The 25,595-nt window shown below is 73.2% G+C and carries 16 protein-coding genes; 6 read left to right on the top strand and 10 right to left on the bottom strand.

The genetic code is table 11. The features are described 5' to 3' along the window. Positions 1–115 precede the first annotated feature (115 nt). Both ACZ4Z4_RS13515 and ACZ4Z4_RS13510 read right to left on the bottom strand, forming a co-directional pair. Positions 116–3,505, bottom strand: coding sequence for a tetratricopeptide repeat protein (locus tag ACZ4Z4_RS13515; protein WP_468326474.1), 3,390 nt, complete (start codon positions 3,503–3,505; stop codon positions 116–118). 63 nt (positions 3,506–3,568) lie between these two features. Beyond that, positions 3,569–5,965, bottom strand: a complete 2,397-nt coding sequence (locus ACZ4Z4_RS13510; RefSeq protein ID WP_468326473.1) for a tetratricopeptide repeat protein — start codon at positions 5,963–5,965, stop codon at positions 3,569–3,571. A 200-nt stretch (positions 5,966–6,165) separates the two neighbouring features. On the opposite strand from ACZ4Z4_RS13510, the gene ACZ4Z4_RS13505 reads away from it, so the two are divergent. The 3 genes from ACZ4Z4_RS13505 to ACZ4Z4_RS13495 all read left to right on the top strand — a co-directional run bounded on the left by ACZ4Z4_RS13505 (position 6,166) and on the right by ACZ4Z4_RS13495 (position 10,523). Next, the gene (locus ACZ4Z4_RS13505; RefSeq protein ID WP_468326471.1) at positions 6,166–7,596 is read left to right on the top strand and encodes an FG-GAP-like repeat-containing protein; all 1,431 of its coding nucleotides are present in this window, start codon (positions 6,166–6,168) and stop codon (positions 7,594–7,596) included. A gap of 62 nt (positions 7,597–7,658) precedes the next feature. Beyond that, positions 7,659–9,065, top strand: a complete 1,407-nt coding sequence (locus ACZ4Z4_RS13500) for an FG-GAP-like repeat-containing protein (RefSeq protein WP_468326469.1) — start codon at positions 7,659–7,661, stop codon at positions 9,063–9,065. 15 nt (positions 9,066–9,080) lie between these two features. Continuing rightward, complete coding sequence (locus tag ACZ4Z4_RS13495; protein WP_468326467.1) at positions 9,081–10,523, top strand: FG-GAP-like repeat-containing protein; 1,443 nt, start codon at positions 9,081–9,083, stop codon at positions 10,521–10,523. A 104-nt stretch (positions 10,524–10,627) separates the two neighbouring features. Here ACZ4Z4_RS13495 and ACZ4Z4_RS13490 read toward each other — a convergent pair whose 3' ends face one another. Beyond that, positions 10,628–13,225 (bottom strand): bifunctional FO biosynthesis protein CofGH, encoded by a 2,598-nt coding sequence (locus ACZ4Z4_RS13490; protein WP_468326465.1) that lies wholly within the window; start codon positions 13,223–13,225, stop codon positions 10,628–10,630. Positions 13,226–13,316: 91 nt separating this feature from the next. Beyond that, positions 13,317–14,180, bottom strand: a complete 864-nt coding sequence (locus ACZ4Z4_RS13485; protein WP_468326876.1) for a TIGR03619 family F420-dependent LLM class oxidoreductase — start codon at positions 14,178–14,180, stop codon at positions 13,317–13,319. Positions 14,181–14,263: 83 nt separating this feature from the next. On the opposite strand from ACZ4Z4_RS13485, the gene ACZ4Z4_RS13480 reads away from it, so the two are divergent. The 3 genes from ACZ4Z4_RS13480 (at position 14,264) to ACZ4Z4_RS13470 (ending at position 16,879) form a co-directional block, all read left to right on the top strand. Further along, a complete protein-coding gene (locus ACZ4Z4_RS13480; protein ID WP_468326463.1) occupies positions 14,264–14,692 on the top strand; it encodes an ankyrin repeat domain-containing protein in 429 nt (142 codons plus the stop codon). Between the two features lie 157 nt (positions 14,693–14,849). After that, positions 14,850–15,143 (top strand): hypothetical protein, encoded by a 294-nt coding sequence (locus tag ACZ4Z4_RS13475; RefSeq protein ID WP_468326461.1) that lies wholly within the window; start codon positions 14,850–14,852, stop codon positions 15,141–15,143. Between the two features lie 185 nt (positions 15,144–15,328). Then, the gene (locus ACZ4Z4_RS13470; RefSeq protein ID WP_468326459.1) at positions 15,329–16,879 is read left to right on the top strand and encodes a CehA/McbA family metallohydrolase; all 1,551 of its coding nucleotides are present in this window, start codon (positions 15,329–15,331) and stop codon (positions 16,877–16,879) included. 13 nt (positions 16,880–16,892) lie between these two features. Here ACZ4Z4_RS13470 and ACZ4Z4_RS13465 read toward each other — a convergent pair whose 3' ends face one another. From ACZ4Z4_RS13465 to ACZ4Z4_RS13440, 6 genes are all read right to left on the bottom strand, one after another. After that, positions 16,893–18,368 (bottom strand): aldehyde dehydrogenase family protein, encoded by a 1,476-nt coding sequence (locus ACZ4Z4_RS13465; RefSeq protein WP_468326457.1) that lies wholly within the window; start codon positions 18,366–18,368, stop codon positions 16,893–16,895. Next, complete coding sequence (locus ACZ4Z4_RS13460) at positions 18,365–20,104, bottom strand: N-acyl-D-amino-acid deacylase family protein (RefSeq protein WP_468326456.1); 1,740 nt, start codon at positions 20,102–20,104, stop codon at positions 18,365–18,367. The genes ACZ4Z4_RS13465 and ACZ4Z4_RS13460 overlap by 4 nt, the downstream gene beginning before the upstream one ends. Before the next feature lie 184 nt (positions 20,105–20,288). After that, a complete protein-coding gene (locus tag ACZ4Z4_RS13455) occupies positions 20,289–21,416 on the bottom strand; it encodes an LLM class flavin-dependent oxidoreductase (protein ID WP_468326455.1) in 1,128 nt (375 codons plus the stop codon). 134 nt (positions 21,417–21,550) lie between these two features. Then, the gene (locus tag ACZ4Z4_RS13450) at positions 21,551–22,336 is read right to left on the bottom strand and encodes an SDR family NAD(P)-dependent oxidoreductase (RefSeq protein ID WP_468326453.1); all 786 of its coding nucleotides are present in this window, start codon (positions 22,334–22,336) and stop codon (positions 21,551–21,553) included. Between the two features lie 30 nt (positions 22,337–22,366). Further along, positions 22,367–23,275, bottom strand: a complete 909-nt coding sequence (locus ACZ4Z4_RS13445) for an LLM class F420-dependent oxidoreductase (protein WP_468326875.1) — start codon at positions 23,273–23,275, stop codon at positions 22,367–22,369. Positions 23,276–24,023: 748 nt separating this feature from the next. Continuing rightward, the gene (locus ACZ4Z4_RS13440; protein WP_468326451.1) at positions 24,024–25,274 is read right to left on the bottom strand and encodes an amidohydrolase family protein; all 1,251 of its coding nucleotides are present in this window, start codon (positions 25,272–25,274) and stop codon (positions 24,024–24,026) included. Between the last annotated feature and the right edge of the window lie 321 nt (positions 25,275–25,595).

Here is a 25,595-nt window from a genome sequence, read left to right as displayed (position 1 = left end):
CAGGCACCAAGTGGTATGCGCGGAGTCGCCCTGGAGGTCGCTTTTGAGCGACGTTCACGCGAGCTCCGGCGAGTTTGGGCGACGTTCACGCGCGTTCACGCGAGCTTCGCAGCCGCTACGGAACGCGGATGTTCCCGGTGGCTGCGGGTCCGGTTCCGACGGGCTCCGCGTGGCGTGCCCGGAAGGCGTCCCGCGCCTCGGTGAGGCGGGCGAGGCGGGGTGCCAGGCGGGTGCGGTCGACGGCCGGGGAGAGGGAGAGATTCGTCAGGTGGGAGACCATCTCGGCCAGGTCGTCCCACTCGAGATCCGGCAGGACCGGGCCGAGGACGCGCGCGAGGCGGGTGTCCGCGGCGGTCCAGTCGCCTCCGGCGATCGCGACCAGGGCGTGTCCGTAGTCGCGCCAGGCGGGGTCCGCGGCCGGGGTCTCGACCAGCTCGGCGACCCGGCGCCACAGGGACGCGGCGGCGGCCGTGTCCCCGGCGCAGGTCTCCACGACGGCGAGCAGCACCGTGCCGACCTCGTCGTCGAGTGCGCGCAGGCGCTCCGCTGCCGCGCGGGCGGGCGCCCACAGACCGGCCCGGCAGTACACCTGCGCCAGCTCCTCCGCGCCGGTGTCCCCACTCGCCGCACCGCCCGCCACCTGGGGTGGCAGCGCGGCCAGCGCACCGGCCGCATCGCCCTGCCACAGGCGCAGTTCCGCGACGCGCAGGCGGGCCCAGTCCGCGTCCCCGCCGCTCTCGGCGTAGGCGGCGAGGTCGGCCAGGGCCCGGTCGGTCCTGCCGGTGGCGAGAGTGAGCCTGATCCGGAAGTACAGGGCCCAGGTGTTGCCGGGGTCGAGCGCGACGGCGCGGTCCAGGTCGGCGAAGGCCTCGTCGTAGCGCCGCAGCCGGTGCAGGGTGACGCCCCGGCGGCAGAGCGCCGCCGTGTACACGGGGTCCAGTTCGAGCGCCCGGTCCAGCTCGGCGAGGGCTTCTTCGTACCGCTTCAGGGCGAAGAGCGTCTCGGCGCGGCGGTAGTGCATCCAGTCGGAGTCGGGTGACAGGCCGACCGCCAGGTCCTCGTCCGCGAGGGCCCGCTCGTACTCCTCCATGTCGTGCAGCAGCATGCCGCGGCGGGCCCGCACCCAGGCGTACTCCGGGTCGTGCTCCACGGCCTTGTCGAGGTCGGCGAGCGCCTCGGGGAGCTGCCCCAGATGGTGCCGGGCCACGCCGCGGCCCGCGTACGCCGACCAGTACTCGGCGTCGAGTTCGAGCGCCCTGTGGTAGTCCGCCAGGGAGTCCCGCTGCCGGCCCGCCGAGCGCAGGACGTCGGCCCGGCTCCACACGACCCAGGCCGATTCGGGGGCCAGCTCGACGGCGCGGTCGCAGTCCGCGAGCGCCTGGTCGTACTCGTCCCGGTTGACCCGCACCGCGGCCCGGAAGACCAGCGCCCACGCGTAGTCCGGCGTGAGCCGCAGGGCGCGGTCGAGGTCGGCCAGGGCCTCCTCGTCCCGCCCCAGCGCGTAGTGGGCGGTGCCCCGGCTGCCCAGCGCCTCCACGTCCGACGGGTCGAGCTCCAGCGCCCGGTCCAGGTCCTCGACGGCCTCCTCGAAGCGGCTCAGGACGCGGCGGACCTCGCCGCGCATCGCGTGGTTCCTGGCGTCGCCCGGCGCGAGCTCCACCGCGCGGTCGAGGGCGGCGAGCGCGGTCTCCTCCTGGTCCATGTACCAGTAGGTGACGCCCTTTCCGTAGTACGCCCGCTCCAGCCCGGGATCGAGCGCGATGGCCCGGTCGTACTCGGCGAGCGCCTCGGCGTACGCGCCGCTCTCCCGCAGGTCGCGGCCGCGGACCAGCCGCGCCTGCGCCTGCCCCCGCACGTCGAACCCGGCGCGCTCGATGAGGAGTTGCAGGGCCGCCGGACCCCCGCCGTCCGCCAGCGCGCGCAGCAGGTCGCGGCCCCACTCCCCGATCCGCACGGACTCCGTGTCCGCCCCCGCGTCCACCAGCAGCTGCGCCCACCGGCGGGCCACCGCCGCGTCCGCGTCGCACGCGTCGACGACGTCCCGCAGGACGACCGGGAGCGCACTGCGGGGCGACCCGCACAGCAGGTGGTACGACTCGGCGAGCCGCAGCTCACGCCACTGCTCGTCGCCCCAGCACTCGCGCGCCGCGGGGCCCGGCGCGGCCTCCGCGCGCCACCGCGCGTACGCCTGCGCGAGCAGGCCGTGCAGCTCCGCCCAGCCGCGCGGCGAGCGGTGCCGCTGGAGGCGCAGCATCGGCGCGCGCACCACGTCGTGGTACTGGAGCCGGTCGCCCCGGTCGCTGACGAACGGCAGGCCCCGCAGCCAGGCGTAGACACCGGGCACGTCCGCCGCCGGGCAGACGCCCTCCACGGCCGCCGCGACCACGTCCGCGTCGAGCCGCCTCGGCAGCGCGCACGCCAGGGCGGCGGCGCGGCGCACCGGGTCCTGCTCCCACTTCAGGAAGCGCTCCACGGCCGTCGCGCTCGGGTCGCCCACGTCGTCCGGGTCGGCGGGGCGGTTCTCGGCGAGGGTGGAGACGAGGACGGGCAGGCCGCCCGAGAGCCGCAGGACCTCCTCGACGACCGGTTCCGCGACGACGCCCTTGCCCGCGAGGAGGCCGCGGGACTCCTGCTCGGTGAAGGGGCCGAGGGGGACGTCCGCCACGCAGTCCGCGTAGCCGCCCCAGCGTGCGGTGTCGAACGGCCGCTGGCCCGCGGTGACCACGACGACCTTGGCGGGCAGCGCGCCGTGCCGCTCCGTCGTCATCACCTCGTGCAGCCAGCCGTCGAGGAACGGCGCCGTCCGTTCGTACGTGTCGAAGAACAGCACGATCCACGGCACCGACTTCGCGGCCTGCGCCAGTTCCTTCAGGAGGACCGGGGTGAGGACGCGCTCGGGGGCGAGGACCAGTTGGACGTCCTCCTGGTTGCGGAAGCGCGCGCTGAGGCCGGCGCGCAGCCGGTCCGCGCCCTGTGCGAGCTGCGCCGGGTCGACGGCCCCCGCGAGGGCGCCGACGCCGGGCACCATGCCGAGCCCGACGAGGCTCGCGCGGGCGGCCGTCAGACCGGCCGCGGACGGGGCGGGCGGCGCCGGGGCCTCGCCGGGTGCGGGCGGGGGCGCGGCCGGTATCGAGTCCGCTTCGTGGCGGCGCTCGCGGTGGGTGGTGAGCAGCTGGTCGAGGTCCTTCGAGCGCCGGCCCTGGCGGGCGAACTCGGCGCTGATCGCGGCCATCGCCTCGGGGACGCTGCTCACCCGCTCGTCGACGTACGCGGTCAGGGCGCCCCGTTCGCGGGCGACCTGTTCCAACTCGTGGACCAGGGACGTCTTGCCGACGCCCGCGTTGCCGTGGACGTGGAAGAGGAAGCGGTGGCGCAGGTCCGCGGGCGGCACGTCGAAGTTCTCACGGAACGCCGCGAGTTCACCGCGGCGCCCGATGAACCCGGCCCGCTTCCTGCGGCGTATCAGCTCCTGCATGGACGGCTCGTCCGCGTCGGCCGGCGCCATCGCACATCCCCCCGCTCCGCACGCTCGTGCACCCCCGCTCGTACTCCGGACCAGTCTCCCCCGTCAGCCCGCGTCCGTCCCCAGAATCCGCTGCTTCTGCTCCCGCGCCCAGCCGTAGCCGGGGTCGATCCGCAGCGCCTCGTCGAGGGAGGCGAGTGCCGCGTCCGTGCGGCCGAGGGCCTCCAGGGACAGGGCCCTGCTGCCCCACGCCCACGCGTACTCCGGGTCGAGGGCGATCGCGGTGTCGTAGGCGGCGACGGCTTCCTCGTGGCGGCCCGCGAAGCGCAGGACGTCGCCCCGGTCGCCGTGGTTGCCGGGCGCGTCCGGGGCCAGTTCCTGGACGCGGTCGAGGTCGGCGAAGGCGCCCGCCAGATCGCCGAGGGACTGTCTGACGCGGGCCCTGCGGGCCAGGGCCCAGGGGTAGTCGGGCCACAGGTCGACCGCCCGGTCCAGGTCGTCCAGGGCCTCGCGGGGGCGGCCCAGCACGAACTTGACCTGGCCGCGGCTGCCCAGGGTCAGCGGCTCGCGCGGGTCGAGGGCGTGCGCGCGGTCCAGCCAGGGCAGGGCCTCCTCGGGGCGGCCCATGCGGCGGTACGTCTCGCCGCGGTCGCGTGCCACCCACTCCGCGCCCGGCACCACCTCGTCGGCGGCGGCCAGGTGCTGGAGCGCCGTCTCGTACTCGCCGAGGGCGCGGTGGGTGACGGCGAGGCCGTGGTGGCCCCAGGGGTCGGTGGGGTCGAGGGCGACGGCGCGCTCGTGGTCGGCGATGGCCTCGCGCAGCCGGCCGAGGAGGAAGAGCCGCAGACCGTGCGCGTTGTACGCGGCGACGCGGCCCGCGTCGTCCAACCCGGCGCGCGACAGGAAGAGTTCGAGCAGCCGCAGCGCGCCGAGGCGGTCGTCGGCGAGAGCCGTCCGGCACTCGTCGGACCAGGACCTCAGCTGCTCGGCGTCCGTGTCCTCGGCGGCGTCCGCCACCGCCCGCGCCCATTCGCGGGCCGCCGCCGTGTCGACGCGGCAGGCGTCGATGCCCTCGCGCAGCGCGCCGGGCAGCGCGGCGCGCGGCCCCGCGCACAGCGAGTGGTACAGCTCCTCGACGCGCAGCGCACGCCACTCGGGGCGCATCCAGGGGCGGCCCGGCGCGCCCCGCAGTTCCTCCTCCAGGGCGGCGCGCCGTCGCCCGTACAGCTCGGCGATCCTGGTGTGGCCCGCGCTCCACAGCTCGGGCGCGGTGTTGCGGCGCAGGCGGAGCATCGGGGCGCGGACGACGTCGTGGTAGCGGGCGGTGCCCCTGCGGTCGGCCCGCACGAACGGCAGGGTGCGCAGCCACGCGTACAGCTCGGCGGGGTTGTCGTCGCCGCGGTGCGCGGCGGCCCGCACGATCTCCTCGTCGAGGCGCCGGGGCAGCGCGCAGTCCAGGGCCGCCGCGCGCCGCACCGGGTCCGGCTCCCACCGCAGGAAGCGCTCCACGGCGGTGGCGCTCGGGTCGCCGACGTCGGCGGGGGCCGCGGGGCCGGTCTCGGCGAGTGTGGAGACGAGCACGGGGAGCCGCCCGGAGAGCCGCAGGACCTCGGCGACGACCGGTTCGTCGGTGACACCCCTGGCGGCGAGCAGGCCGCGCGCCTCGGTCTCGGTGAAGGGGTGCAGCGGCAGTTCGGCGGCGAAGTCGGCGGCGTCGTCCCAGCGGTCCGGGTCGAGGGGACGCTGTCCCGCTGTGACCAGGACGGTGTTGGCGGGGAGTTCCCCGTACCGGTCGGTCGTCATCACGTCGTGCAGCCAGCGGTCGAGGAACGGTGCCGTCCGTTCGTACGTGTCGAAGAGCAGTACGAGCCACGGCGCGGTGTCAGCCGCGTCGGCCAGGTCGGCGAGGAGCGCCGGGGTCAGCGCGCGCTCCGGCTCCAGGACCAGGTGCGCGTCCTCCTGGCTGCGGAGGCGGGCCCACAGCCGGTCCGCGCCGAGCCCGACGCGGTCGGTGTCGACGAGTCCGGCGAAGGCGCCCACGACCGGCACCATGCCGAGCCCGACGGCGCCCGCCCGCGCCAGGGCCGCGCCGCCCGCCGACGGCACGTCGGGCGCGGACGGTTCGCGGGCGGCGGCCAGGACGGCCTCGTGGGCCCGCTGCCGGTGGTGGGCGAGAGCACGCTCCAGGGACTTCAGCCGGCGACCCTGCTGGGAGAATTGCGCGGCGGTCTCGGCGAGGACTGCGGGTATGTCCTGCGCCGCGTCGTCCAGGTACGCGACGAACGCGCCGCGGTCCGCCGCCAGTTGGCCGAGCTCGCGCACGAGTGAGGACTTGCCGACGCCCGCCGGGCCGTGCACGTGGAAGAGGAAGCGGTGCCGCTCGTCCTCCGGCGGCAGGTCGAAGTTCTCCCGGAAGAGCCGCAGCTCCTCGCGGCGCCCCACGAAACCCGCCCGCCGTCTGCGCCGGATGAGCTCCTGCATCGACACCCTCGTCCGCGCCATCCGGTCCCTCCCGTGCTCCACGGCCCGCGGCCAGTCTGCCGCACACCCGTGTGGTGTCACACACCCGTACGGCGTCAGGTGAACAGCGGCTGTCGTCAGCCGAACGTCCGGATCTCGTAACGGAGTTCCTGTGGTGTACAACCTTCCCTCTTGAGCACCTGTCTCCCGTTACGTCACAGACGTTGCCCCCAGGAGGACCCGTGCCCCGCCGCACACTCATCAGCGCCATCGCCGTCGCCGCCCTCACCGCACCGCTCGCGATCTCCGTCACCTCCGGCACGGCCGCCGCGGCCCCGCAGCCGCCCCGCGCGCCGATGACCGACTTCAACCACGACGGACACGCCGACCTCGCGGTCGCCGCGCCCCACGGCACCGTCGACGGCGTCGAGAAGGCGGGCTACGTCTCCGTCGTGTACGGCACGGCCTCCGGTCCCGGCACAGGGAAGCACCAGCTGATCAGCCGGGCCACCCCGGGCGTCCCCGGCGAGCTCACCGGCACGTTCGCCTTCGGCTACCAGTCGCTCCCCGCCGACCTGGACGGCGACTCGTACACCGACCTGCTCGTGACGGGCGGCGACGACAACGGCAACAAGGCGACCGTCCTGTGGGGCTCCAAGGACGGCCTGACCGGCAAGGACACCCTCCTGCCCTACAACAACTCCGAGTTCGCCACGGGCGACTTCAACGGCGACGGCAAGCGCGACCTGGTCGTCAACGACGACCCGAGCGACGACCCCGACGTCTCCGGGATGACCATCCAGTACGGCCCGTTCACCCGCGACGGCAAGCCCGCCAAGAAGGACAGCATCACCACGAGCGACGGCCCCTCCGGCCTCGCCTCCTTCATCACGGGCGACCTGACGGGCGACGGCGTCGACGACATCGTCACCACGCACGGCTTCGAGGAGATGACGCACGACGCGCGCTTCTGGAAGGGCGGCAGGAGCGGTGTCACCCACACCGCCAAGTCGCTCGGCACGGCCTACAGCGGCACCGTCGGCGACGTCGACGGCGACGGGTACGGCGACCTGATCACCCGTGACATCGGGGACGTCACCGAGGTGATCGACACCGCGCCGGGCAGCATCACCATCCAGTACGGCAGCTCGACGGGCCCGACCGACGCGCGCAAGAAGGTCATCACGCAGGCCACCGCGGGCGTCCCCGGCGCGAGCGAGGAGAACGACGCGTTCGGCGCCTCCCTCAGCGCGGGCGACGTGGACGGCGACGGCAGGGCGGAGGTCGCCGTCGGCGTCCCCGGCGAGAGCCTCGACGCGAGCACCGGCACCGGCGCGGTCGTCCTCCTCAAGGGCGCCTCCAAGGCCGCCGGCGGCATGACCGGCAAGGGCGCCGTCGCCTACAACCAGACCACCGCCGGAGTACCCGGTGTCTCCGAGTCGGGCGACGACTTCGGCCGCCAGGTGGCCCTCACCGACCTGAACAAGGACGGCAAGGCCGACCTGACCGCCACGGCGCCCGGCGAGGACGGCACCTACACCGACTCGGGCGCGCTGTGGAACCTCTTCGGCTCCGCGAGCGGCCTGACCACCACCGGTGCGAGCACCCTCAGCCCGGTGAAGCTCGGCGCCCCCGAGAAGGACGCCGAGTTCGGTCTGCGGCTCGGCAGCTGACCCGCACCTCACCGAATACCGCATATCGACCACTCACACGACACACGCTCTCTGGAGGACCAGTGCGCCGCTCTCTCGTCGCCGCCGTGGCCGTCGCCTCGCTCACGGCCCCGCTCGCCCTCGCCACCGCGGGTTCCGCGGCGGCCGCGCCCGTACCGCCCAAGACCCCCGTCACCGACTTCAACCACGACGGATACGCCGACCTCGCCATATCCGCGCCGGGCGGCACCGCCGGCGCCACGCCCGGCCAGGTCTCGGTCGTCTACGGCTCGGCCGCGGGCCCCGACACCGCGCACGCCAAGACCATCACCCGCGCCACGCCCGGCGTGCCCGGCACCCCGGAGAACGGCGACCGGTTCGGCGGCCACACGGCCGCCGCGGACCTCGACGGCGACGGTTACACCGACCTCGTCGCGGGCGGCGGCGAGAAGGCCGTCGTCCTGTGGGGCTCCGCCCAGGGCCTCACCGGCGAGGGCAGCACCGAGCTCGCCTCGAACGGCGCGCACGTCACCGCAGGGGACTTCAACGGCGACGGCAAGCGGGACCTGGTCACGGCCGAGTACCCGCCGTCCGAGGACCCGATGGACAACGACGACCAGGGCATGACCGTCTCGTACGGCCCGTTCGCGCGCGACGGAAAGCCCGCGAACAGCCAGCAGATCGTCACCAGCCAGACTTTCGGCCCCGGCGACTTCGTCGTGGGCGACCTCACCGGTGACGGCGCCGACGACATCGTCACCAGCCACGGCTTCGAGGAATCGGCGTACAGGAGCAAGTTCTGGAAGGGCGGCAAGGACGGCGTCGCCACCGCCTCGCAGCAGCTCGCGCCCTCCCTCGGCGGCGCCGTCGGCGACGTCGACGGGGACGGTTACGGCGACCTGATCGTCCGCGACATCGGCGACAACTTCGAGGACATGCCGTACCAGAAGGGCACGATCCTCGTCCGGTACGGCTCCGCGGACGGACCCTCCACGCGTACCGCCAAGATCACCCAGGACACCGCGGGCGTCCCCGGCGTCGGTGAGGACGGCGACGAGTTCGGCTCCGCCATCAGCGCGGGCGACGTGAACGGCGACGGCTACGCGGACGTCGCCGTCGGCATCCCCGGCGAGGACATCGACGCGATCGCCGACGCCGGCAGCTCCGTCCTGCTCAAGGGCTCCCGCTCCGGCCTGACCGGCACGGGCGCGCAGGCCTTCCAGCAGGCCACGGAGGGCGTGCCGGGCGCCGCCGAGAAGGGCGACAAGTTCGGCAGCCAGGTCCTGCTCTCCGACACCAACAAGGACGGCAGGGCCGACCTGACCGTGACCGCCCCCTGGGAGGACGGCGCCTACGCCGATTCGGGCGCCGTCTGGCACCTGCGCGGCGCCGCGGGCGGCCTGACCGTCACGGGCATCAAGTCCTTCGGCCCGGCGGCGATCGGCGCCCCCGACAAGGGCGTCCGGTTCGGCGACCACCTGGCCGGCTGAGGCCGCAGGCCGAGGATGCCGCTGACGACGCGCACGCCGCGCACGTCGCGCCGCCCCCGCCGGTGGTCCCGGTGGCCCTGGTGGGCGGCCGGCGCGTGTCTGGCGCTGATCGCGGGCGCTGTCGTGTTCGGCCGGGGCACGGGGGAGGTCGACGAGGGGCCCGCCCCGGCGCGCGGCAAGCGCGTCGTCACCGACTTCGACGGCGACGGCCACGCGGATCTGGCCGTCCCCGCCCCGCTCGGCACCGTCGACGGCGTGCGGCTCGCGGGCTCCGTGTCGGTCGTGTACGGCGGCCGTGCGGGGCCGGACCTCCGGCGCCCGCAGGTCGTCGACCGTACGACGAAGGGGCCGCTGGGAGCACTCGCGGCGCGCGAGGAGCGGTTCGGGACGGACAGCGTCGCCCGCGACCTCGACGGCGACGGCTACACGGACCTCGCGACGGGCCGCACCGTCCTGTGGGGCTCACCCGACGGCCTCACCACCGGGAGCCGGGTGCCCGCGACGGGTGTGCGGGGCGGGGACTTCGACGGGGACGGCGACGCCGACCTGCTCGCCGCGGACCTGACCGTCCGGTACGGGCCGTTCGACCGTACGGGAAAGCCACGCAGGACGGACGCCCCACCGCTCACCTCCTACGGCGACAGCCAGGCGCCCCGCACCATCACCGTCGGCGACCTCACCGGCGACGGCCGCGACGACGTCGTCACCGGCCAGGGCTTCGAGGAGATGCAGGACCGCGGCTACTTCTTCAAGGGCCGCTCGAAGGGGCTGGCCCGCGAGCCGAGAGAACTGCCCGTCTACAACGGCACCGGGGTCGTGGCCGACGTCGACGGCGACGGGTACGGCGACCTCGCCGCCCGGGAGGTCGGCGCGGTGGCTGAGGGCCTGGAACACAGCAAGGGCGAGCTCCGCGTGCTGCCCGGCTCACCTTCGGGCCCCACGGGGGCGGGCACCCTCATCGACCTGGACACACGCGGCATCCCCGGGATCGCCGCGCCCGGCGACGGGTTCGGCGACGCGCTCGCCGCGGGCGACGTCGACGGCGACGGGCGTGCGGAGCTCGCGGTCGGCGTCCCCGGCAAGGACGGTGGCAGGGGTGGCGTGGTGCTGCTGCGCGGCTCCCGCTCCGGTCCGACGGGCGTGGGAGCGGGCTTCTTCGGCCAGGACTCCCCCGGCATGCCGGGCACCGGTGAGCGCGGTGACCGCTTCGGCGGGGCGCTGCGGCTCGCCGACCTCACCGGCGACGGGCGGCCCGAGCTGATGGTGGGTGCGCCCGGTGAGGACGGTGCGCATCCGGACTCGGGGGCGGTGTGGGTGTTGCGGGGTTCACCGTCGGGTCCCGCTGCGCGGGGTGCGGTCTCCTTCGGCCCTGCGGGCCTGGGCGCGACCGAGCGGGGCTCGGACGGCACGGAGATCAAGTGGAGGGGGACGTACTTCGGGGAGAGCTTTCCTGGGTGAGTGTTTGGCTGCCTGATCTCTTGGGCTGAGTGTTCGGCTGCGGCGCCGCTTGGGCTGGTCGCGCAGTTCCCCGCGCCCCTTACGGGGCGCGGGGAACCCGCCCCTCAGCCCTCCACCACCGGCAGCAGCTCCGGCAAGTGGCCGTCCGAGGCCAGCGCCGCTTGCTGCCGTTCCTCCGGGACCTCCCCGTACAGCGTCGTGCGCGGCTTGGCCGGGCGGCCTGCCGCGTCCGCGATGGCGACGAGGTCCTCGATCGAGCGGTACGAGCCGTAACTGGAGCCCGCCATGCGGGAGATGGTCTCTTCCATCAGTGTCCCGCCGAGGTCGTTCGCGCCGGACCGGAGCATCTCGGCGGCGCCCTCCTGGCCCAGCTTCACCCAGCTGGTCTGGATGTTGGGGATGTACGGGTGGAGCAGCACGCGGGCCATGGCCGTGACCGCGCGGTTGTCGCGGGTGGTCGGGCCGGGGCGGGCGATGCCGGCCAGGTAGACGGGCGCGTTGGTGTGGATGAACGGCAGCGTCACGAACTCCGTGAAGCCACCTGTCTCCTGCTGGATCGCGGCCAGCGTGCGGAAGTGGCCGAGCCAGTGCCTGGGCTGGTCCACATGGCCGTACATCATCGTGGAGCTGGACCGGATGCCCAGCTCGTGCGCGGTCTTGATGACCTCGATCCAGGTGGCGGTGGGCAGCTTGCCCTTGGTGAGGATCCAGCGCACCTCGTCGTCGAGGATCTCGGCGGCCGTCCCGGGGATGGAGTCGAGGCCCGCCTCCTTGGCGGCGGTGAGCCATTCCCGTATCGACAGGCCGGTCCGGGTGGCGCCGTTGACGACCTCCATCGGCGAGAAGGCGTGCACGTGCATGCCCGGCACGCGCTCCTTCACGGCCCGCGCGATGTCGAAGTAGGCGGTGCCCGGCAGGTCGGGGTGGATGCCGCCCTGCATGCACACCTCGACGGCGCCGACGTCCCAGGCCTGCGCGGCCCGGTCGGCGACCTGGTCCAGGGAGAGCGTGTAGGCGTCGGCGTCGGTCCTGCGCTGCGCGAAGGCGCAGAAGCGGCAGCCGGTGTAACAGACGTTGGTGAAGTTGATGTTGCGGGTGACGATGTACGTGACGTCGTCGCCGTTGACCGTCTTGCGGATGTCGTCGGCGACCGAGCAGAGCGCGTCGAGCGCGGGCCCGTCGGCGTGCAGCAGCGCCAGCGCTTCGTCGTCGGTGAGTTTCGTGGGGTCGTCGGCGGCCGTGGCGAGGGCCGCGCGGACGTCGCCGTCGATGCGGGACGGCACCATGCCGGGCGCCGCCTGTTCGCGCAGGGCCTCCCAGTCGCCGTACACCTCGTCGAAGTCCTCGCGCCGGTCCGAGGTGCGGCCGGTGGTGTCGATGGTCGCGTGCAGGTCGGTGCGGCCGGAGGAGGCCACGTACCCCTCGTCGGGCTCCTGCCAGGGGTGCCCCTCGACCACCGCGTCGGGCCGGGCGAGGCCGGTCCCGGGGTCGGCGAGTGCGCGCAGGTGCGGGAGGAGGCGGGGGTCGAGCCACGGCTCGCCGCGCTGCACGAACTCGGGATACACGCAGAGCCGTTCGGCGAGCCGGAACCCGGCCGCCGCCGACCGCTCGGCGAGCTCGTCCAGCCGCGGCCAGGGCTTCTCGGGGTTGACGTGGTCGATGGTGACGGGCGAGACGCCGCCCCAGTCGTCGATGCCCGCCCCGATGAGCCGCTCGTACTCGCCCGCGATGAGGTTCGGCGGCGCCTGGATGTTCCCCGAGGGGCCCATGATGTGCCGGGCGACGGCGATCGTGGCGACCAGGTCGTCGATCTCCGCGTCGGGCATGCCGCGCATCGCCGTGTCCGGCTTGGCGCGGAAGTTCTGGATGATCAGCTCCTGGATCCCGTGGTACGAGCGGGCCACGCGGCGCAGCGCGAACAGCGAGTCGGCGCGCTCCTCGTACGTCTCGCCGATCCCGATGAGGAGTCCGCTGGTGAAGGGGACGGACGAGCGGCCCGCGTCCTCAAGGACCCGCAGCCGGACGGCGGGCTCCTTGTCCGGGGAGCCGTAGTGCGGCTGCCCCGGCTCGCTCCACAGCCGCTCCGACGTCGTCTCCAGCATCATGCCCATGCTGGGCGCGACGGGCTTGAGCCGCTGGAAGTCCGTCCACGTCATGACGCCGGGGTTGAGGTGCGGGAGCAGGCCCGTCTCCTCCAGGATGCGGATCGAGATGGCACGGACGTACGCGATGGTGTCGTCGTACCCTTCCGCCTCCAGCCACTCGCGCGCCTCGGGCCAGCGGTCCTCGGGCTTGTCGCCGAGGGTGATGAGGGCTTCCTTGCAGCCCAGTTCGGCGCCGCGCCGCGCGATGTCGAGCACTTCGTCCGGGGACATGAACATGCCGTGGCCGTCGCGGCGCAGCTTGCCGGGCACGGTCGCGAAGGTGCAGTAGTGGCACTTGTCGCGGCAGAGCCGGGTGAGCGGGATGAACACGCTCTTCGAGTACGTGATGACGCCCGGCCGGCCCGCCGCGTCGAGCCCCGCGTCCCGCACCCGGGCCGCCGACGCCGTGAGGTCGTCGAGATCCGCGCCCCGCGCCTGGAGCAGGACCGCGGCCTCCGTCACGTCGAGCGCGACGCCGTCCCTGGCCCGCTTGAGCGCGCGCCGCATGGCGTTCGCGGTGGGTCGTCCGGGGGCGGGGGGCTGCGCGCTGTTGGTCATGTCTCCGAGCATACGAGCGAGAACACCTGCCTCCGCCGGATGCTTCCGCCCGCGCGGGTGCGGGACGCGCCGGGAGGCGTCACACCGGGTTTCACGGCGTGACGTACCGTCCGAGCCGGTCGAGCGCCGTGCACACCTCCGCCTCACCGGCCGGCGGCAGCTGCGCGATCACCTCGTCCACGCCGAGGCCCTCGTAGTACGCGAGTTTGCCCGGGTCCGGCGCGACCGCCGTCACCGCCACGTACAGGTCGTCGGCCGAGCGGCCCGCGTCCGCCCACGCCGCCCTGAGCACGGGCAGCGCCTCGCGCAGACCGCTGCCGCCGACGGGCATCCAGCCGTCCGCGTACTCCGCGACGTGCGCGAACAGGCCGGGCCCCGCGGCCCCGCCGATGAGCGTGCGCGGCCCGAACAGCGGCCCCTTCGCGAGCCGCTTCCTCGGCACCCGCTGCGGCTTCGGATGGACCTCGCTCGCCCGTACGGCGCCGAACTCGCTCTCGTACGCCTTCGGAAAATCCGCCCACAGCGCCCGCATGACCGCCATCCGGTCCCGCACGAACTCCCTGCGGCGCGGCCACGGGACGCCGTGGTCCTCGGCCTCCTCGCGGTTCCAGCCGTAGCCGATGCCGAGGGTGACGCGGCCGCCGGAGAGGTGGTCGAGGGTCGCGATCTGCTTGGCGAGGTCGATGGGGTCGTGCTGGGCGACCAGAGCGATGTTCGTGCCGAGGGCGATGCGCTCGGTGACGGCGGCGGCCTGGGCGAGCGCGATGAAGGGGCTGAGCATGCGGGCGCACTCGGGGGGCAGTTCACCGCCCGGATAGGGGGTTTCGCGGGGGACCGGGATGTGGGTGTGCTCGGGGAGGTAGAGCCCGGCGAAGCCGCGCCGCTCCAGTTCCCGTGCCAGGCGTACCGGCGTGATCGTCCTGTCGGTCAGATGGAGCGTCGCGGAGATGCGCACGGAGCCCTCCGGAAGTCGGGGCACTCTTCCTACCCCGGGAAAGTCGGTTGGTCCATGCCCGTGCGCTGATTAGCCTGGCCCGCGTGAAGAGACGCCGGCAGAAGAAGCTGACCAGGGAGCTCGTGTTCGCCGCGTCGCTCGGCGTGACGGGCACGGTCCGTGCCCTGCTGCGGGCCGGCGCCGACCCCGAACTCCCCGACGCCGACGGCACGACGCCGCTGTACGCCGCATCGGTGCACGGCGCGGCCGACACGGTGCGGGTCCTGCTGCGGGCGGGCGCCCGGCCCGACACCGAGAGCCGCGGCCTCACCGACGGCACGCCGCTGTGCGGGGCCGCCGCCTGGGGCCACGTCGACACGGTCCGCGAACTCCTCGCGCACGGCGCCGACCCGAACCTCCGCGAGGACGACGGCACAGGGAGCACGCCCCTGCGCTGGGCCCGCCAGGGCGCTTCGGGCCCGCATCCGGAGACGGTGGAGGTACTGCTGGCGGCGGGCGCGACAGACACCTGACCGCCCGCCCGACGCCCCCGGGTCATTTTCCAGGCACACGCGGCGACTGGGTGAATACGCCGCTCATCGCGCAACTTCCGCGAAGGTGCGCCAGTTGGCCCCGGCGTCGGCACCCGGAGGGGGTGCCGTGCGATCCCAGGAAGGAGCGCTCGGCAACATGAGCTCTATGGACAAGAAGGTGCTGGCCGGGTCGGTGCTGGCCCTGGCCGCGACCGGTATGGCCGTCCCGTCGGCCATGGCCGACGAGTCGCCGCACGGCCACTACTCGCAGAACATCGAAGTCATCCGTGACGTCTGCCCGACCGTTCAGGACATCGACGTCATCGTCCCCGCGGAAGTGCTGGACCAGGCGCGCACCTTCCAGTGCAACGAGATCCGTCAGAAGTCGCACGTCACGGACGACTCGGCCGCGCCCGCGCTGCCGCTCCTCGGCAAGGTCATCGACAACTGACGACCTGCCACTGAACCGGGCCCGGCTCCCAGGCCCGGTCTCCTCCCCCTCTGCCCCCCGGGTCGCGTCCGTCGGCCACCGGGTCGAAAACCGTCACTCGCCTTCCCTTGCCGCGCAGTTCACGGCTCAATACCAGGGTTGCACGCACCACCCATGTCACCACCGACACCCTGGGGAGCCGCAGCATGTGCGAGAACACCGAACACCCGGCACACAAGGGGCCGAACCGGCGCGGACTGTTCGTGACGGGAGCCGCCGCCGCGCTTACGTTGGGCAGTGTGAGCTTCGCCAGTGGCGCCGAGCGGCGCGCTCCCGGGCGGGACAGGGCGCCGGGGAGCAAGGAGACGAGAACGGTGCGCGGCACGCTGCCCGTCGGCTCCCCCGACTTCGTCTACCTGCCGGTGGAAGTCCCGGACGGCGTACGCGAGTTCCACGCCTCGTACACCTACCAGAAGCCGGCCGTGCCGCCCGGCACCCAGGGCAACGCCCTCGACATCGGCGTGTTCGACGAGCGCGGCACCGAGCTCGGCGGCAAGGGCTTCCGCGGCTGGTCCGGCGGCGCCCGCACGGAGTTCTTCATCCGCGCCGACGACGCGACGCCCGGCTACCTCCCGGGCCGGATCCGCGCGGGCACCTGGCACATCGCGCTCGGCCCCTACACGGTCGCACCCGAAGGTCTCCCCTACGAGGTGACGATCACCCTCACCTACGGGGCGCCGGGCCGCACCCCGAAGCCGGTCTACCCGCCGGAGCGCGCGAAGGGCCGCGGCCGCGCCTGGTACCGCGGCGACTGCCACCTGCACTCCGTGTACTCGGACGGCAGGCGCACCCTCGCCGAGATCGCCGCCCTGGCCCGTGCGGCGGGCCTCGACTTCATCAACAGCTCCGAGCACAACACGCACTCGGCGCACGCCCACTGGGCGGAGCACGCGGGCGACGACCTCCTGATCATGCTCGGCGAGGAGGTGACGACGCGCAACGGCCACCTCGTCGCCCTCGGCACCGACCCCGGCACGTTCATCGACTGGCGCTACCGCGCCCGCGACAACCGCTTCGGCAAGTACGCCCGCCGCATCCGCGAAGCGGGCGGCCTCGTCGTCCCGGCCCACCCGCACGCCACCTGCGTCGGCTGCAACTGGAAGTTCGGCTTCGGCGAGGCGGACGCGGTCGAGGTGTGGAACGGCACGTACACACCCGACGACGAGGTCTCCCTCGCCGACTGGGACAGCATGCTCGTCACGTCGGTGCGCGGCGGGCGCCGGCCGTGGATCCCCGCCATGGGCAACAGCGACGCACACCGCGACCCCGACCGCATCGGCGGCCCGCAGACCGTCGTCCTCGCCGACGACCTGACCCGCGAGGCCATCCAGGACGGCATCCGGCGCGGCCGCTCCTACGTCGCCGAGTCGAAATCCGTCGAGCTCACCTTCACGGCGGCGGGCGGCAAGGGCAGGCACGCCACCATCGGCGACCGCCTCCCCGCCGACCGCGACGCCCCCGTCACGGTCCGCCTGGACATCAAGGGCGCCCCCGGCTGCACCCCCCGCTTCATCACCGACCAGGGCGTCCTGCACACGGGCCCCACCCTCCCCACCTCCGGCACGGGCACCCTGGAGTGGCGCACGACACCGTCGTACGCGGCATACGTCAGAGCGGAAGTCCGCCACGCGCCGACGACACCGGGTCTGCCGGGGGCCTTGTGCGCGTTCACGAATCCGATCTTCCTGGGGGACTAGACCGGCCGGCCCCTCACCCCGGCCACACCAGCGATTGCAGTTCGCTGTACGCGTGCAGGGCGTAGGAGCCCACGTCTCGGCCGACTCCGCTCTTCTTGAAGCCGCCGAACGGGGCCTCCATGTTGCGGCCGATCGTGTTGACGCCGACGCCGCCCGCTCGCAGGCGGGCGGCGACGCGGAAGGCGCGGGCCACGTCGGTGGACCAGACGTAGTCGATGAGGCCGTAGTCGCTGTCGTTGGCGAGGGTGATCGCTGTTTCCTCGGTCTCGTCCGGGGTCGTGGCGTCGAAGGGGACGACGGAGACCACCGGGCCGAAGATCTCCTCGCGGACCACCCGCATGTCGGGGGTGCAGTCGGCGAGGAGGGTGGGGGTGACGTAGAAGCCGGTGGGGAGTGGGGGGCGGGTGCCGCCTGTGAGGACGCGGGCGCCCTCCTTGCGGCCGTCCTCGACGTATGCCTCGATGCGGTCGCGGTGGGCCGCGGAGATCACCGGGCCGACCACCGTTCCCCGTTCGGTCGGGTCGCCGACCTTCAGGTGGGTGGCGTAGGCCGTCAGCTTCTCCAGCAGGGGTTCGTAGATGGACCGGTGGGCGATCACGCGTGTCGGGGCCGTGCAGATCTGGCCGCTGTAGAAGGAGAACGTCGTGCCGATGCCCGCCACCGCCGCGTCGAGGTCCGCGTCGTCGAGGACGATCGCCGCGCCCTTGCCGCCGAGCTCCATGAGCTGCCGCTTCATGGCGCGGCCGCACACCTCGCCGATGCGCTGGCCGACGGCCGTCGAACCGGTGAAGCTCACCATGTCCACGTCGGGGGAGGCGACGGCCGCCTCGCCGACGGCCATGTCGGTGCCGGAGACGACGTTCACCACGCCGGGCGGGACGCCCGCCTCCTCCAGGGCCGCCGCCATCCCGTACACGGAGAGGGGGTCCTGCGGCGCGGGCTTCACGACGACCGTGTTGCCCATCGCCAGGGCCGGTGCCACCTTGCCCGCCGGGTTGGCCCACGGGTTGTTGTAGGACGTGATGCAGGTGACGACGCCGACCGGGCGGCGGACGGCGAGCGCCCCCATGACGCCCGCCCTCCCCATGGGTCCCGCCTCGTTGATCTGCGGCGGGAGCGCCGACTCGACCGGTTCCAGCGCCCCCTTCGCGTACCGCTCGAAGCGCGCCACCGCCACCGCCACCTGCATGCCGTGCGCCGTCGCGGTCGTGGCACCGCTCTCGGCTTGTGCGAGTTCGGCGTACGCGGCGGAGTCGCGGCGCAGGATCGCGGCGGCCCGGGACAGCACCGCCGCGCGCTCCTCGGGCGCCGTGCGGGACCAGCTCGCGAAGGCCTCGCGGGCCGCCGCCGCGGCCGCGAGGACCTGCTCGGCGCTCGCCTCGGGGGCGAGGCCGACGACCTGCTCGGTGGCCGGGTTCACCACCTCGTGGTGGCCGTGGGCGGGTTCCACCCACTCGCCGCCGATGAACAGGCTCCGGCGCACGTTCATTTCGTGCTCACCGTCCTGGTGTCGCGCCCCGAGCGCAGCACCTTGCCCGGCACCGCGCCGGTCACCACGTCCTCGCGGATCGTCTCGACGCCGTTGACCCAGACCGCGTTGACGCCGATCGCCTTGGAGTCCAGGCGCGGGCTGTCGCCGGGCAGGTCATGGACGAGGGTGGCCTTGCCCGCGTCGATCCGCTCGGGGTCGAAGAGGACGAGGTCGGCGTGGTAGCCCTCGGCGATCCGGCCGCGCTCGCGCAGCCCGAAGAGCTGGGCCGGGTCGTCGGTGAGCATCTTGACGGCCTGTTCGAGGCCGACCAGTTTGCGGCCGCGCAGGCAGTCGCCGATGAAGCGCGTCGTGTACGGCGCCCCGCACATGCGGTCCAGGTGCGCGCCCGCGTCGGAGCCGCCCAGCAGGACGTCCTCGTGCCGCCACGTCTCGGCGCGCAGGGCCCACGAGTCGGGGTCGTTGTCGGTGGGCATCGGCCACAGGACGGTGCGCAGGTCGTCGGCCGCGCAGATCCCGACCAGGCACTCGAACGGCTCCTGTCCGCGCTCGGCCGCGATGTCGCCCACGACGCGCCCGGTGAGGCCCTGGTTCGCCTCGGAGTACGTGTCTCCGATGACGTACCGGTCGAAGCGGGCGAGCCGCCGGAAGACGCCCGCCTCCTTGCTGCCGGCGCGCCGCAGCATCTCCGCGCGCACCTGCGGGTCGCGCAGCTTCGCGATCCGCTCGGGCACGGGCAGGCCGAGGATGTCGCCCCAGCCCGGGATGAGGTTGAGGGCGCAGAACGTGCCGAGCGACATGTTCATGGGCGTGAGGATCGGCATGGTGAGCGCGACGACGCGGCCGCCGGCCTTGCGGGCGCGCTCGCTCGGCACGAGCTGGCGGGGCACGCGCTCGGGGACGGCGGCGTCGATGGTGAGCACGTTCCAGTTGAGCGGCCTGCCCGCCGCCGCGCTCATCTCCACGAGCAGGTCGATCTCGTCGTCCCCGAACTGGTCGAGACAGCCCGCGACGATCGCCTCGATCTGCGTCCCCTCGTGCTCGGCGACGGCTCGCGAGAGCGCGAGGAGCTCGGCGGGCTTCGCGTGCCGGGAGGCGACCGGCTGCCCGTCGCCGTCCGAGTGCGTGGACGACTGGGTGGTGGAGAGCCCCCAGGCACCCGCGTCCATCGCGTCGTGGAAGAGGCTCAGCATCTCCTCCAGCTGGGCGGGCGTCGGCTGCCCCCCGACGGCGTCCGCGCCCATCACGTACCGGCGCAGCGCGCAGTGCCCCACCATGAACCCGGCGTTGACGGCGATGCGCCCGTCGAGTGCGTCCAGATACTCCCCGAAGGAGCTCCACGACCACGGCGCGCCCTCTTCGAGCGCCACCAGCGACATGCCCTCGACCTTCGACATCATCCGCCGCGTGTAGTCGGCGTCGCCGGGCCGGTCCGGGTGCAGCGGCGCGAGCGTGAACCCGCAGTTGCCGCCCGCGACCGTCGTCACGCCGTGGTTGAGCGACGGCGTCGCGTACGGGTCCCAGAACAGCTGGGCGTCGTAGTGCGTGTGCGGATCGACGAACCCGGGCGCGAGGACGCGCCCCCGGGCGTCCTCACTGGTCCTGGCCTCCTCCGCGACGGCACCCGGCTCGGCGACGACGGCGATCCGCCCGTCCCGTATCCCGACGTCGGCGACGCGCGCGGGGGCGCCGGTCCCGTCGACGACGGTCGCGCCCTTGATGAGGTGGTCGAGCATATCGGGACCTTCCCCTTTCGGAGTGGCGAGTTCAGCCCGTCCGGCGTTTGAGGACGAGCCCGCAGGGCGATGGACGGGGTCCGGGGCGGAGCCCCGTGGCGGCAACCACCGAGCCGCCCACCCGCCCGGCGAGGGCCCCGGCCTCCGTCCGGGAGGGGAAGCCGGGGCGGTCAGGGATCAGGGACTACGCCCCTGCGGCCTGCCGGAATCGCGTGGTGCGGTGGACGGGATCCGTGTCGATCTTCGGAATCACGTGTTCACCGATGAGCCGGATCGTGTTCTTCGTGTCCTCGGGCGAGATCCCGATCGGCAGCCCGAAACTGAGCTGGTCCGCCCCGGCCTGCTCCCACCGCTTGCACTGCGTGAGCACCTCGTCCGGGTCGCCGCAGATCATCAGCTCCTCGGCGATGAGGAGTTCGATGAGCTCCTCGGTGTAGTCGGGGAGCAGCTCGGGCCACTCGGGGATGCCCTCGGGCCGGGGGAAGGTGTCGTGGTAGCGGAAGAGGAGCGACTGGAGGTAGTTGAGGCCGCCGCCGACCGCGATCTCGACCGCCTTGGCGTGCGTCTCCGCACAGATCGCCGTGGACGTCACCATGACGTTGTCGTTGACGAAGCCGCCGATCGCCTCGGCCTCCTTCACGGCCGTCTTGTACGACTCGACGACCCACTCCATGTCGGAGACCTTCTGCACACTGAAGCCGAGGACGCCGAGGCCCTTCTTGCCCGCCATGGCGTACGAGGAGGGGGACCCGGCGGCGTACCACATGGCCGGGTGCGACGTCCCGTACGGCTTGGGCAGGACCTTGCGGGGCGGCAGCGACCAGTGCTTGCCCTGGAAGCCGACGTACTCGTCCTGGAGCCACATCTTGGGGAATTCGGCGATGGTCTCTTCCCAGATCTCCTTGGTGTGGTTCATGTCCGTGATGCCCGGCATGAAGCCGAGGATCTCGTGCGAACCGGCACCGCGCCCCGTCCCGAACTCGAAGCGGCCCTCGGAGAGATGGTCGAGCATGGCGACCTTCTCGGCGACCTTCACCGGGTGGTTCACGGGCGCGAGCGGGTTGAAGATGCCGGAGCCGAGGTGGATGCGGTCGGTCGCGTGGGCGAGGTAGCCGAGGAAGACGTCGTTGGCGGAGAGGTGTGAGTACTCCTCCAGGAAGTGGTGTTCGGAGGCCCAGGCGTATTTGAAGCCGGACTTGTCCGCCTGGATGACGTACTCGGTCTCCTCGATGAGCGCCTTGTGCTCCGCTTCGGGGTCGACCTTGGCCCGCTGGGCGGGCACGTATCCCTGTACAAAGAGACCGAATTCCACTGAGGTTCACCGTCCTCGTGAGAGTCTGACGGTTTCTGACGAGCCGTCAGATTGGGATGCGTCGACTGTTCCATCGGCGGGGGAGGGGCGTCAAGGGTCGGGGAGCTTTGTCGGGGTCCGTGCATGACGGCGCGTCAGATAACGCTCACCCCGGCGAGCCAACCGCCGTCCACGACGAACGGCTGCCCCGTGATGTACGCCGAGTCGTCCCCCGTCAGGAAGAGCGCGAGCGCCGCCACCTCCTGCGGCCGGCCGATCCGCCCGAGCGGCACCAGCTTCTTGTAGAGCTCCGCGACGGCTTCCCGCGCCGCGGTGGGGTCGGCGGTGGGGTCCAGCTGCGCGGGGTTGGTCATGGGGGTGTCGACGGCCCCCGGGCACACGGCGTTGACGCGGATGTTTTTGGCGGCCAGCTCCAGGGCGGCGACCCGGGTGAGGCCCAGGATGGCGTGCTTGGTCGCGGCGTACGCGCCCACGTACGCCATGCCCGTCAGGGCCGTGTACGAGGCCGTGTTCACGATCGTGCCGCCGCCCGCGGCGCCGATCTCCGGCGCGACGGTGCGGATGCCGAGGAAACAGCCGATCTGGTTGACCTGGATGATCTCCTTGAACTCTTCGAGCGGGGTGCTGACGAGCTCGTTGAACCGGAGGATGCCGGCGTTGTTCACGAGCCCGTCGACCTTGCCGAAGGCGTCCTTCGCGGCCGCTGTGGCGGCCTGCCAGTCCGCCTCCACTCCTACGTCCAGGTGGACGTAGGCCGCGGAGTCCTCACCCAGCTCCTTGGCGAGCGCCTCGCCCTGTTCGTCGAGTACGTCGGCGACGACGACGCGCGCTCCCTCCTCCACGAAGAGGCGCGCCTCCTGCTCGCCCTGTCCGCGCGCGGCGCCGGTCACGATGATGACGCGGCCGTCGAGCTTGCCCATGCCGTGCTCCTTGCTGTCGGGTCAGTCGCGTCAGTCGTTGAGGTGCGGGGCCACGTCCGCGGCGAATGCCGCCATCTGGTCGGTGAGTTCGGTACGGGTGCGGCTGCGGAAGCGCACCTGGATCTGGTCGACGCCCATCGCGGCGTACTCGCGCAGGGACTCGGCGAGGGCGTCCGGCTTTCCGGAGAGCGTGCGGTGGCCCACGGGGTGGGCCGGCTCTCCCACGTACAGCGCCTCGGTGATCGCGCCGACGGTGACCGGTTCCTCGACGCCCGCCTCCTCGCGCAGCCGCTTGAGCCGGGCGATCTGCGCGGGCAGCGCGTCGCGGGGGTCGCCCTGCGGCAGCCAGCCGTCGCCGCGGGTGGCCGCCCTGCGGACGGCGGCGGGTGAGGAGCCGCCGATCCAGAGGGGGACGCGGGGCTGGGCGGGGCGGGGCCGCTGGCCCAGGTCGCGGAAGTCGTATCGCCGGCCGTGATGCTCGGGATACTCCTCCGGGCCGAGGGCCGCCCGCAGGGCGTCGATCGTCTCGTCGAGGATCGGGCCGCGGCGTGCGAAGTCGACGCCGAGCGCCTCGAACTCCTCCTGTACGTGACCGGCGCCGACCCCGAGGATCAGGCGGCCGCCGCTGAGGTGGTCGAGGGTGGCGTACTGCTTGGCGGAGAGGAGGGGGTGGCGCAGGCCGACGATGGCGACGTGGCTGAGGAGGCGGACGTGGGTGGTGACGGCGGCGAGGTGGGCGAGGGTGGCGACGGGGTCGTACCAGACGGTGCCCATCGCGGGGGCGAGTCGGCGGGGGATGGCGACGTGGTCGCAGGTGGCGATGTAGGCGAAGCCGGTCTGGTCTGCGGTACGGGCGATCTCTATGAGGTCTTCCGGGGTGGCTTCGGCTTCCCATGGTTCGGCGTACAGCAAGCTCTGTGACTGGACCGGCAACTGCATCCCGTAGCGGAGCACGGGCACCCCACTTTCCCTGGCTCTGGACCTGACGGCCCGTCAGTGGACGGCTGCCGCCATGGTGGTGCCTGACGCCTCGTCAGACAACCCCTCGCGGGGGCGGGGAGGGTGGGGGCTTGTGTCCGCGCCCACTGCTCGCCTGGGGGCGGGGCCGCGGGGGTATGTGCGTACTCGCCATCCCTGCGCCGCGGCACACGGACAAAGACGCCGATGTGCGCTCGCTGCTCCGTTCGCACATACCCCCACGTCCCCTCCGGCGCGCTCGCGGGTACCGGCCCGGTGGGGGTTGCGCTCCCGCTCCGCGGGGCCGTCGCGGAAACCTCCCGGCCCGGCCGGCGGAGGCTGCGTCCCCGCCCAACGGACCGCCGCAGGGAACCCCACCCACCCGCCCCATTCCGACGGCCGCCGCGGAGGCCCCACCACCCGTCCCTGCTCCGCAGGACGTCACGGGCCGCACCCGCCCACCCGCCCACACTCCCGCAGAACGGCGCGGGGCACACCCACCCACCCGCCCCTACTCCCGCAGAACGGCGCGGGGCAAACGGGTGGGTGGGTGGGAGACATCCGCCGCGAAGCGGCGGGCTTGAGGCTCCTACCCGGGAGGGACGGCGCGGGGAAGACCCGCCCACCCGCCCCTGCCCCCGCGGGGCGGCGCGGGGCAACCACACCCACCCGCCCCCGCCCCCGCAGGGCGGCGCGGCGCCGGGCAGTGAGCCAAGAGGGGGCGCCCCTCTCACGCCCCGGGCCAGAGGCCTGCCTCCGTCAAGCCCAGAAGATCAATCGCATTGCGGCGGACGATGCGGTCGACGACCTCGGGAGCCAGGTGACCCATCTGGCTCTCACCGACCTCCCGCGACTTCGGCCAGGTGGAGTCGGAGTGCGGATAGTCCGTCTCGTACAGGACGTTCCCCACCCCGATGGAGTCGAGGTTCAGCAGCCCGAACGCGTCGTCGAAGAAGCACCCGAAGACGTGCGACGCGAAGAGCTCGGACGGCGGCCGCGTCACCTTGTCGGCGACCCCGCCCCACCCCCGGTTCTCCTCCCAGACGACGTCCGCCCGCTCCAGGATGTAGGGGATCCAGCCGATCTGCCCCTCCGCGTACATGACCTTGAGGTTCGGGAAGCGTTCGAACTTGCCGCTCATCAGCCAGTCGACCATCGAGAAGCAGCAGTTGGCGAAGGTGATGGTGGAGCCGACGGCGGGCGGCGCGTCCGCCGACGTGGACGGCATCCTGCTGGAGGAGCCGATGTGCATGGCGACGACCGTGCCGGTCTCGTCGCAGGCGCGCAGGAAGGGGTCCCACGCGTCGGTGTGGATGGAGGGCAGCCCGAGGTGGGGCGGGATCTCGGAGAAGGCGACCGCCCGCACCCCGCGCGCGGCGTTCCTGCGCACCTCCGCGGCCGCGAGCTCGGCGTCCCAGAGGGGGATGAGGGTGAGGGGTATGAGGCGTCCGTGCGCCTCGGGGCCGCACCATTCCTCCACCATCCAGTCGTTGTACGCCTGGACCGAGAGGAGCCCGAGCTCCCGGTCCTTCGCCTCGGTGAACGTCTGGCCGCAGAAGCGCGGGAAGGTGGGGAAGCAGAGGGCGGACTGGACGTGGTTGACGTCCATGTCGGCGAGCCGGTCGGGGACGGAGAAGGAGCCGGGACGCATCTGCTCGTACGTGATGACTTCGAGCCGGATCTCGTCCCTGTCGTAGCCCACCGCGGTGTCGAGGCGGGTGAGGGGGCGGTGCAGATCCTCGTAGATCCACCAGTCCCCGATGGGCCCTTCCTCCCCCTTCTCCCCCATGACAGGCGCGAACTTGCCGCCCAGGAAGGACATTTCCCGCAGGGGCGCGCGGACGATCCTGGGGCCGCGGTCGCGGTACTTGGACGGGAGCCGGTCCCGCCAGACGTCGGGGGGTTCGACCGTGTGGTCGTCCACCGAGATGATCTTCGGGAAGGTCTCCTGGACGGGCTCCGAGCTCTCCATGGTCTCCATGAGGGCAACGGTAGCGCCGATCTGACGCCCCGTCAGCTCCTCGTGCGGTGGCGACCGTCCGGGCGCCCGCCCGGCCGGTGCCGTGCCCCGTGGCGGGAAAGCGATGCGGAATGTCGTGCGAGGACCCTGTGAGAGCCGTCTCCCACGGCTGACGCATCCGGCATGGACAAGGCAAACTGGCGGGGTGCAAGAACCGGCACGGCGGACCGGGCGGAACCGGGCGCCACGGACCGGGCAGGACCGAACGACCGCAGGGCACGCACCACCGCGGGCGGGCAGACCCGCGACCGGCATGATTGGGAACGGCAGGGCGGCAGGGGG

The sequence above is a fragment of the Streptomyces sp. NPDC030245 genome (genome assembly GCF_055572995.1).
This window is presented reverse-complemented; position numbering and strand designations above follow the sequence as displayed.

Bases quoted from the DNA above. Each gene is read 5' to 3' on its own strand.
- ACZ4Z4_RS13440 (WP_468326451.1), bottom strand. From the start codon at position 25,274: ATGGAGACCATGGAGAGCTCGGAGCCCGTCCAGGAGACCTTCCCGAAG.
- ACZ4Z4_RS13460 (WP_468326456.1), bottom strand. From the start codon at position 20,104: ATGCTCGACCACCTCATCAAGGGCGCGACCGTCGTCGACGGGACCGGC.
- ACZ4Z4_RS13475 (WP_468326461.1), top strand. From the start codon at position 14,850: ATGAGCTCTATGGACAAGAAGGTGCTGGCCGGGTCGGTGCTGGCCCTG.
- ACZ4Z4_RS13495 (WP_468326467.1), top strand. From the start codon at position 9,081: ATGCCGCTGACGACGCGCACGCCGCGCACGTCGCGCCGCCCCCGCCGG.
- ACZ4Z4_RS13515 (WP_468326474.1), bottom strand. From the start codon at position 3,505: ATGGCGCCGGCCGACGCGGACGAGCCGTCCATGCAGGAGCTGATACGC.
- ACZ4Z4_RS13510 (WP_468326473.1), bottom strand. From the start codon at position 5,965: ATGGCGCGGACGAGGGTGTCGATGCAGGAGCTCATCCGGCGCAGACGG.
- ACZ4Z4_RS13470 (WP_468326459.1), top strand. From the start codon at position 15,329: ATGTGCGAGAACACCGAACACCCGGCACACAAGGGGCCGAACCGGCGC.
- ACZ4Z4_RS13445 (WP_468326875.1), bottom strand. From the start codon at position 23,275: ATGCAGTTGCCGGTCCAGTCACAGAGCTTGCTGTACGCCGAACCATGG.
- ACZ4Z4_RS13465 (WP_468326457.1), bottom strand. From the start codon at position 18,368: ATGAACGTGCGCCGGAGCCTGTTCATCGGCGGCGAGTGGGTGGAACCC.
- ACZ4Z4_RS13450 (WP_468326453.1), bottom strand. From the start codon at position 22,336: ATGGGCAAGCTCGACGGCCGCGTCATCATCGTGACCGGCGCCGCGCGC.
- ACZ4Z4_RS13490 (WP_468326465.1), bottom strand. From the start codon at position 13,225: ATGACCAACAGCGCGCAGCCCCCCGCCCCCGGACGACCCACCGCGAAC.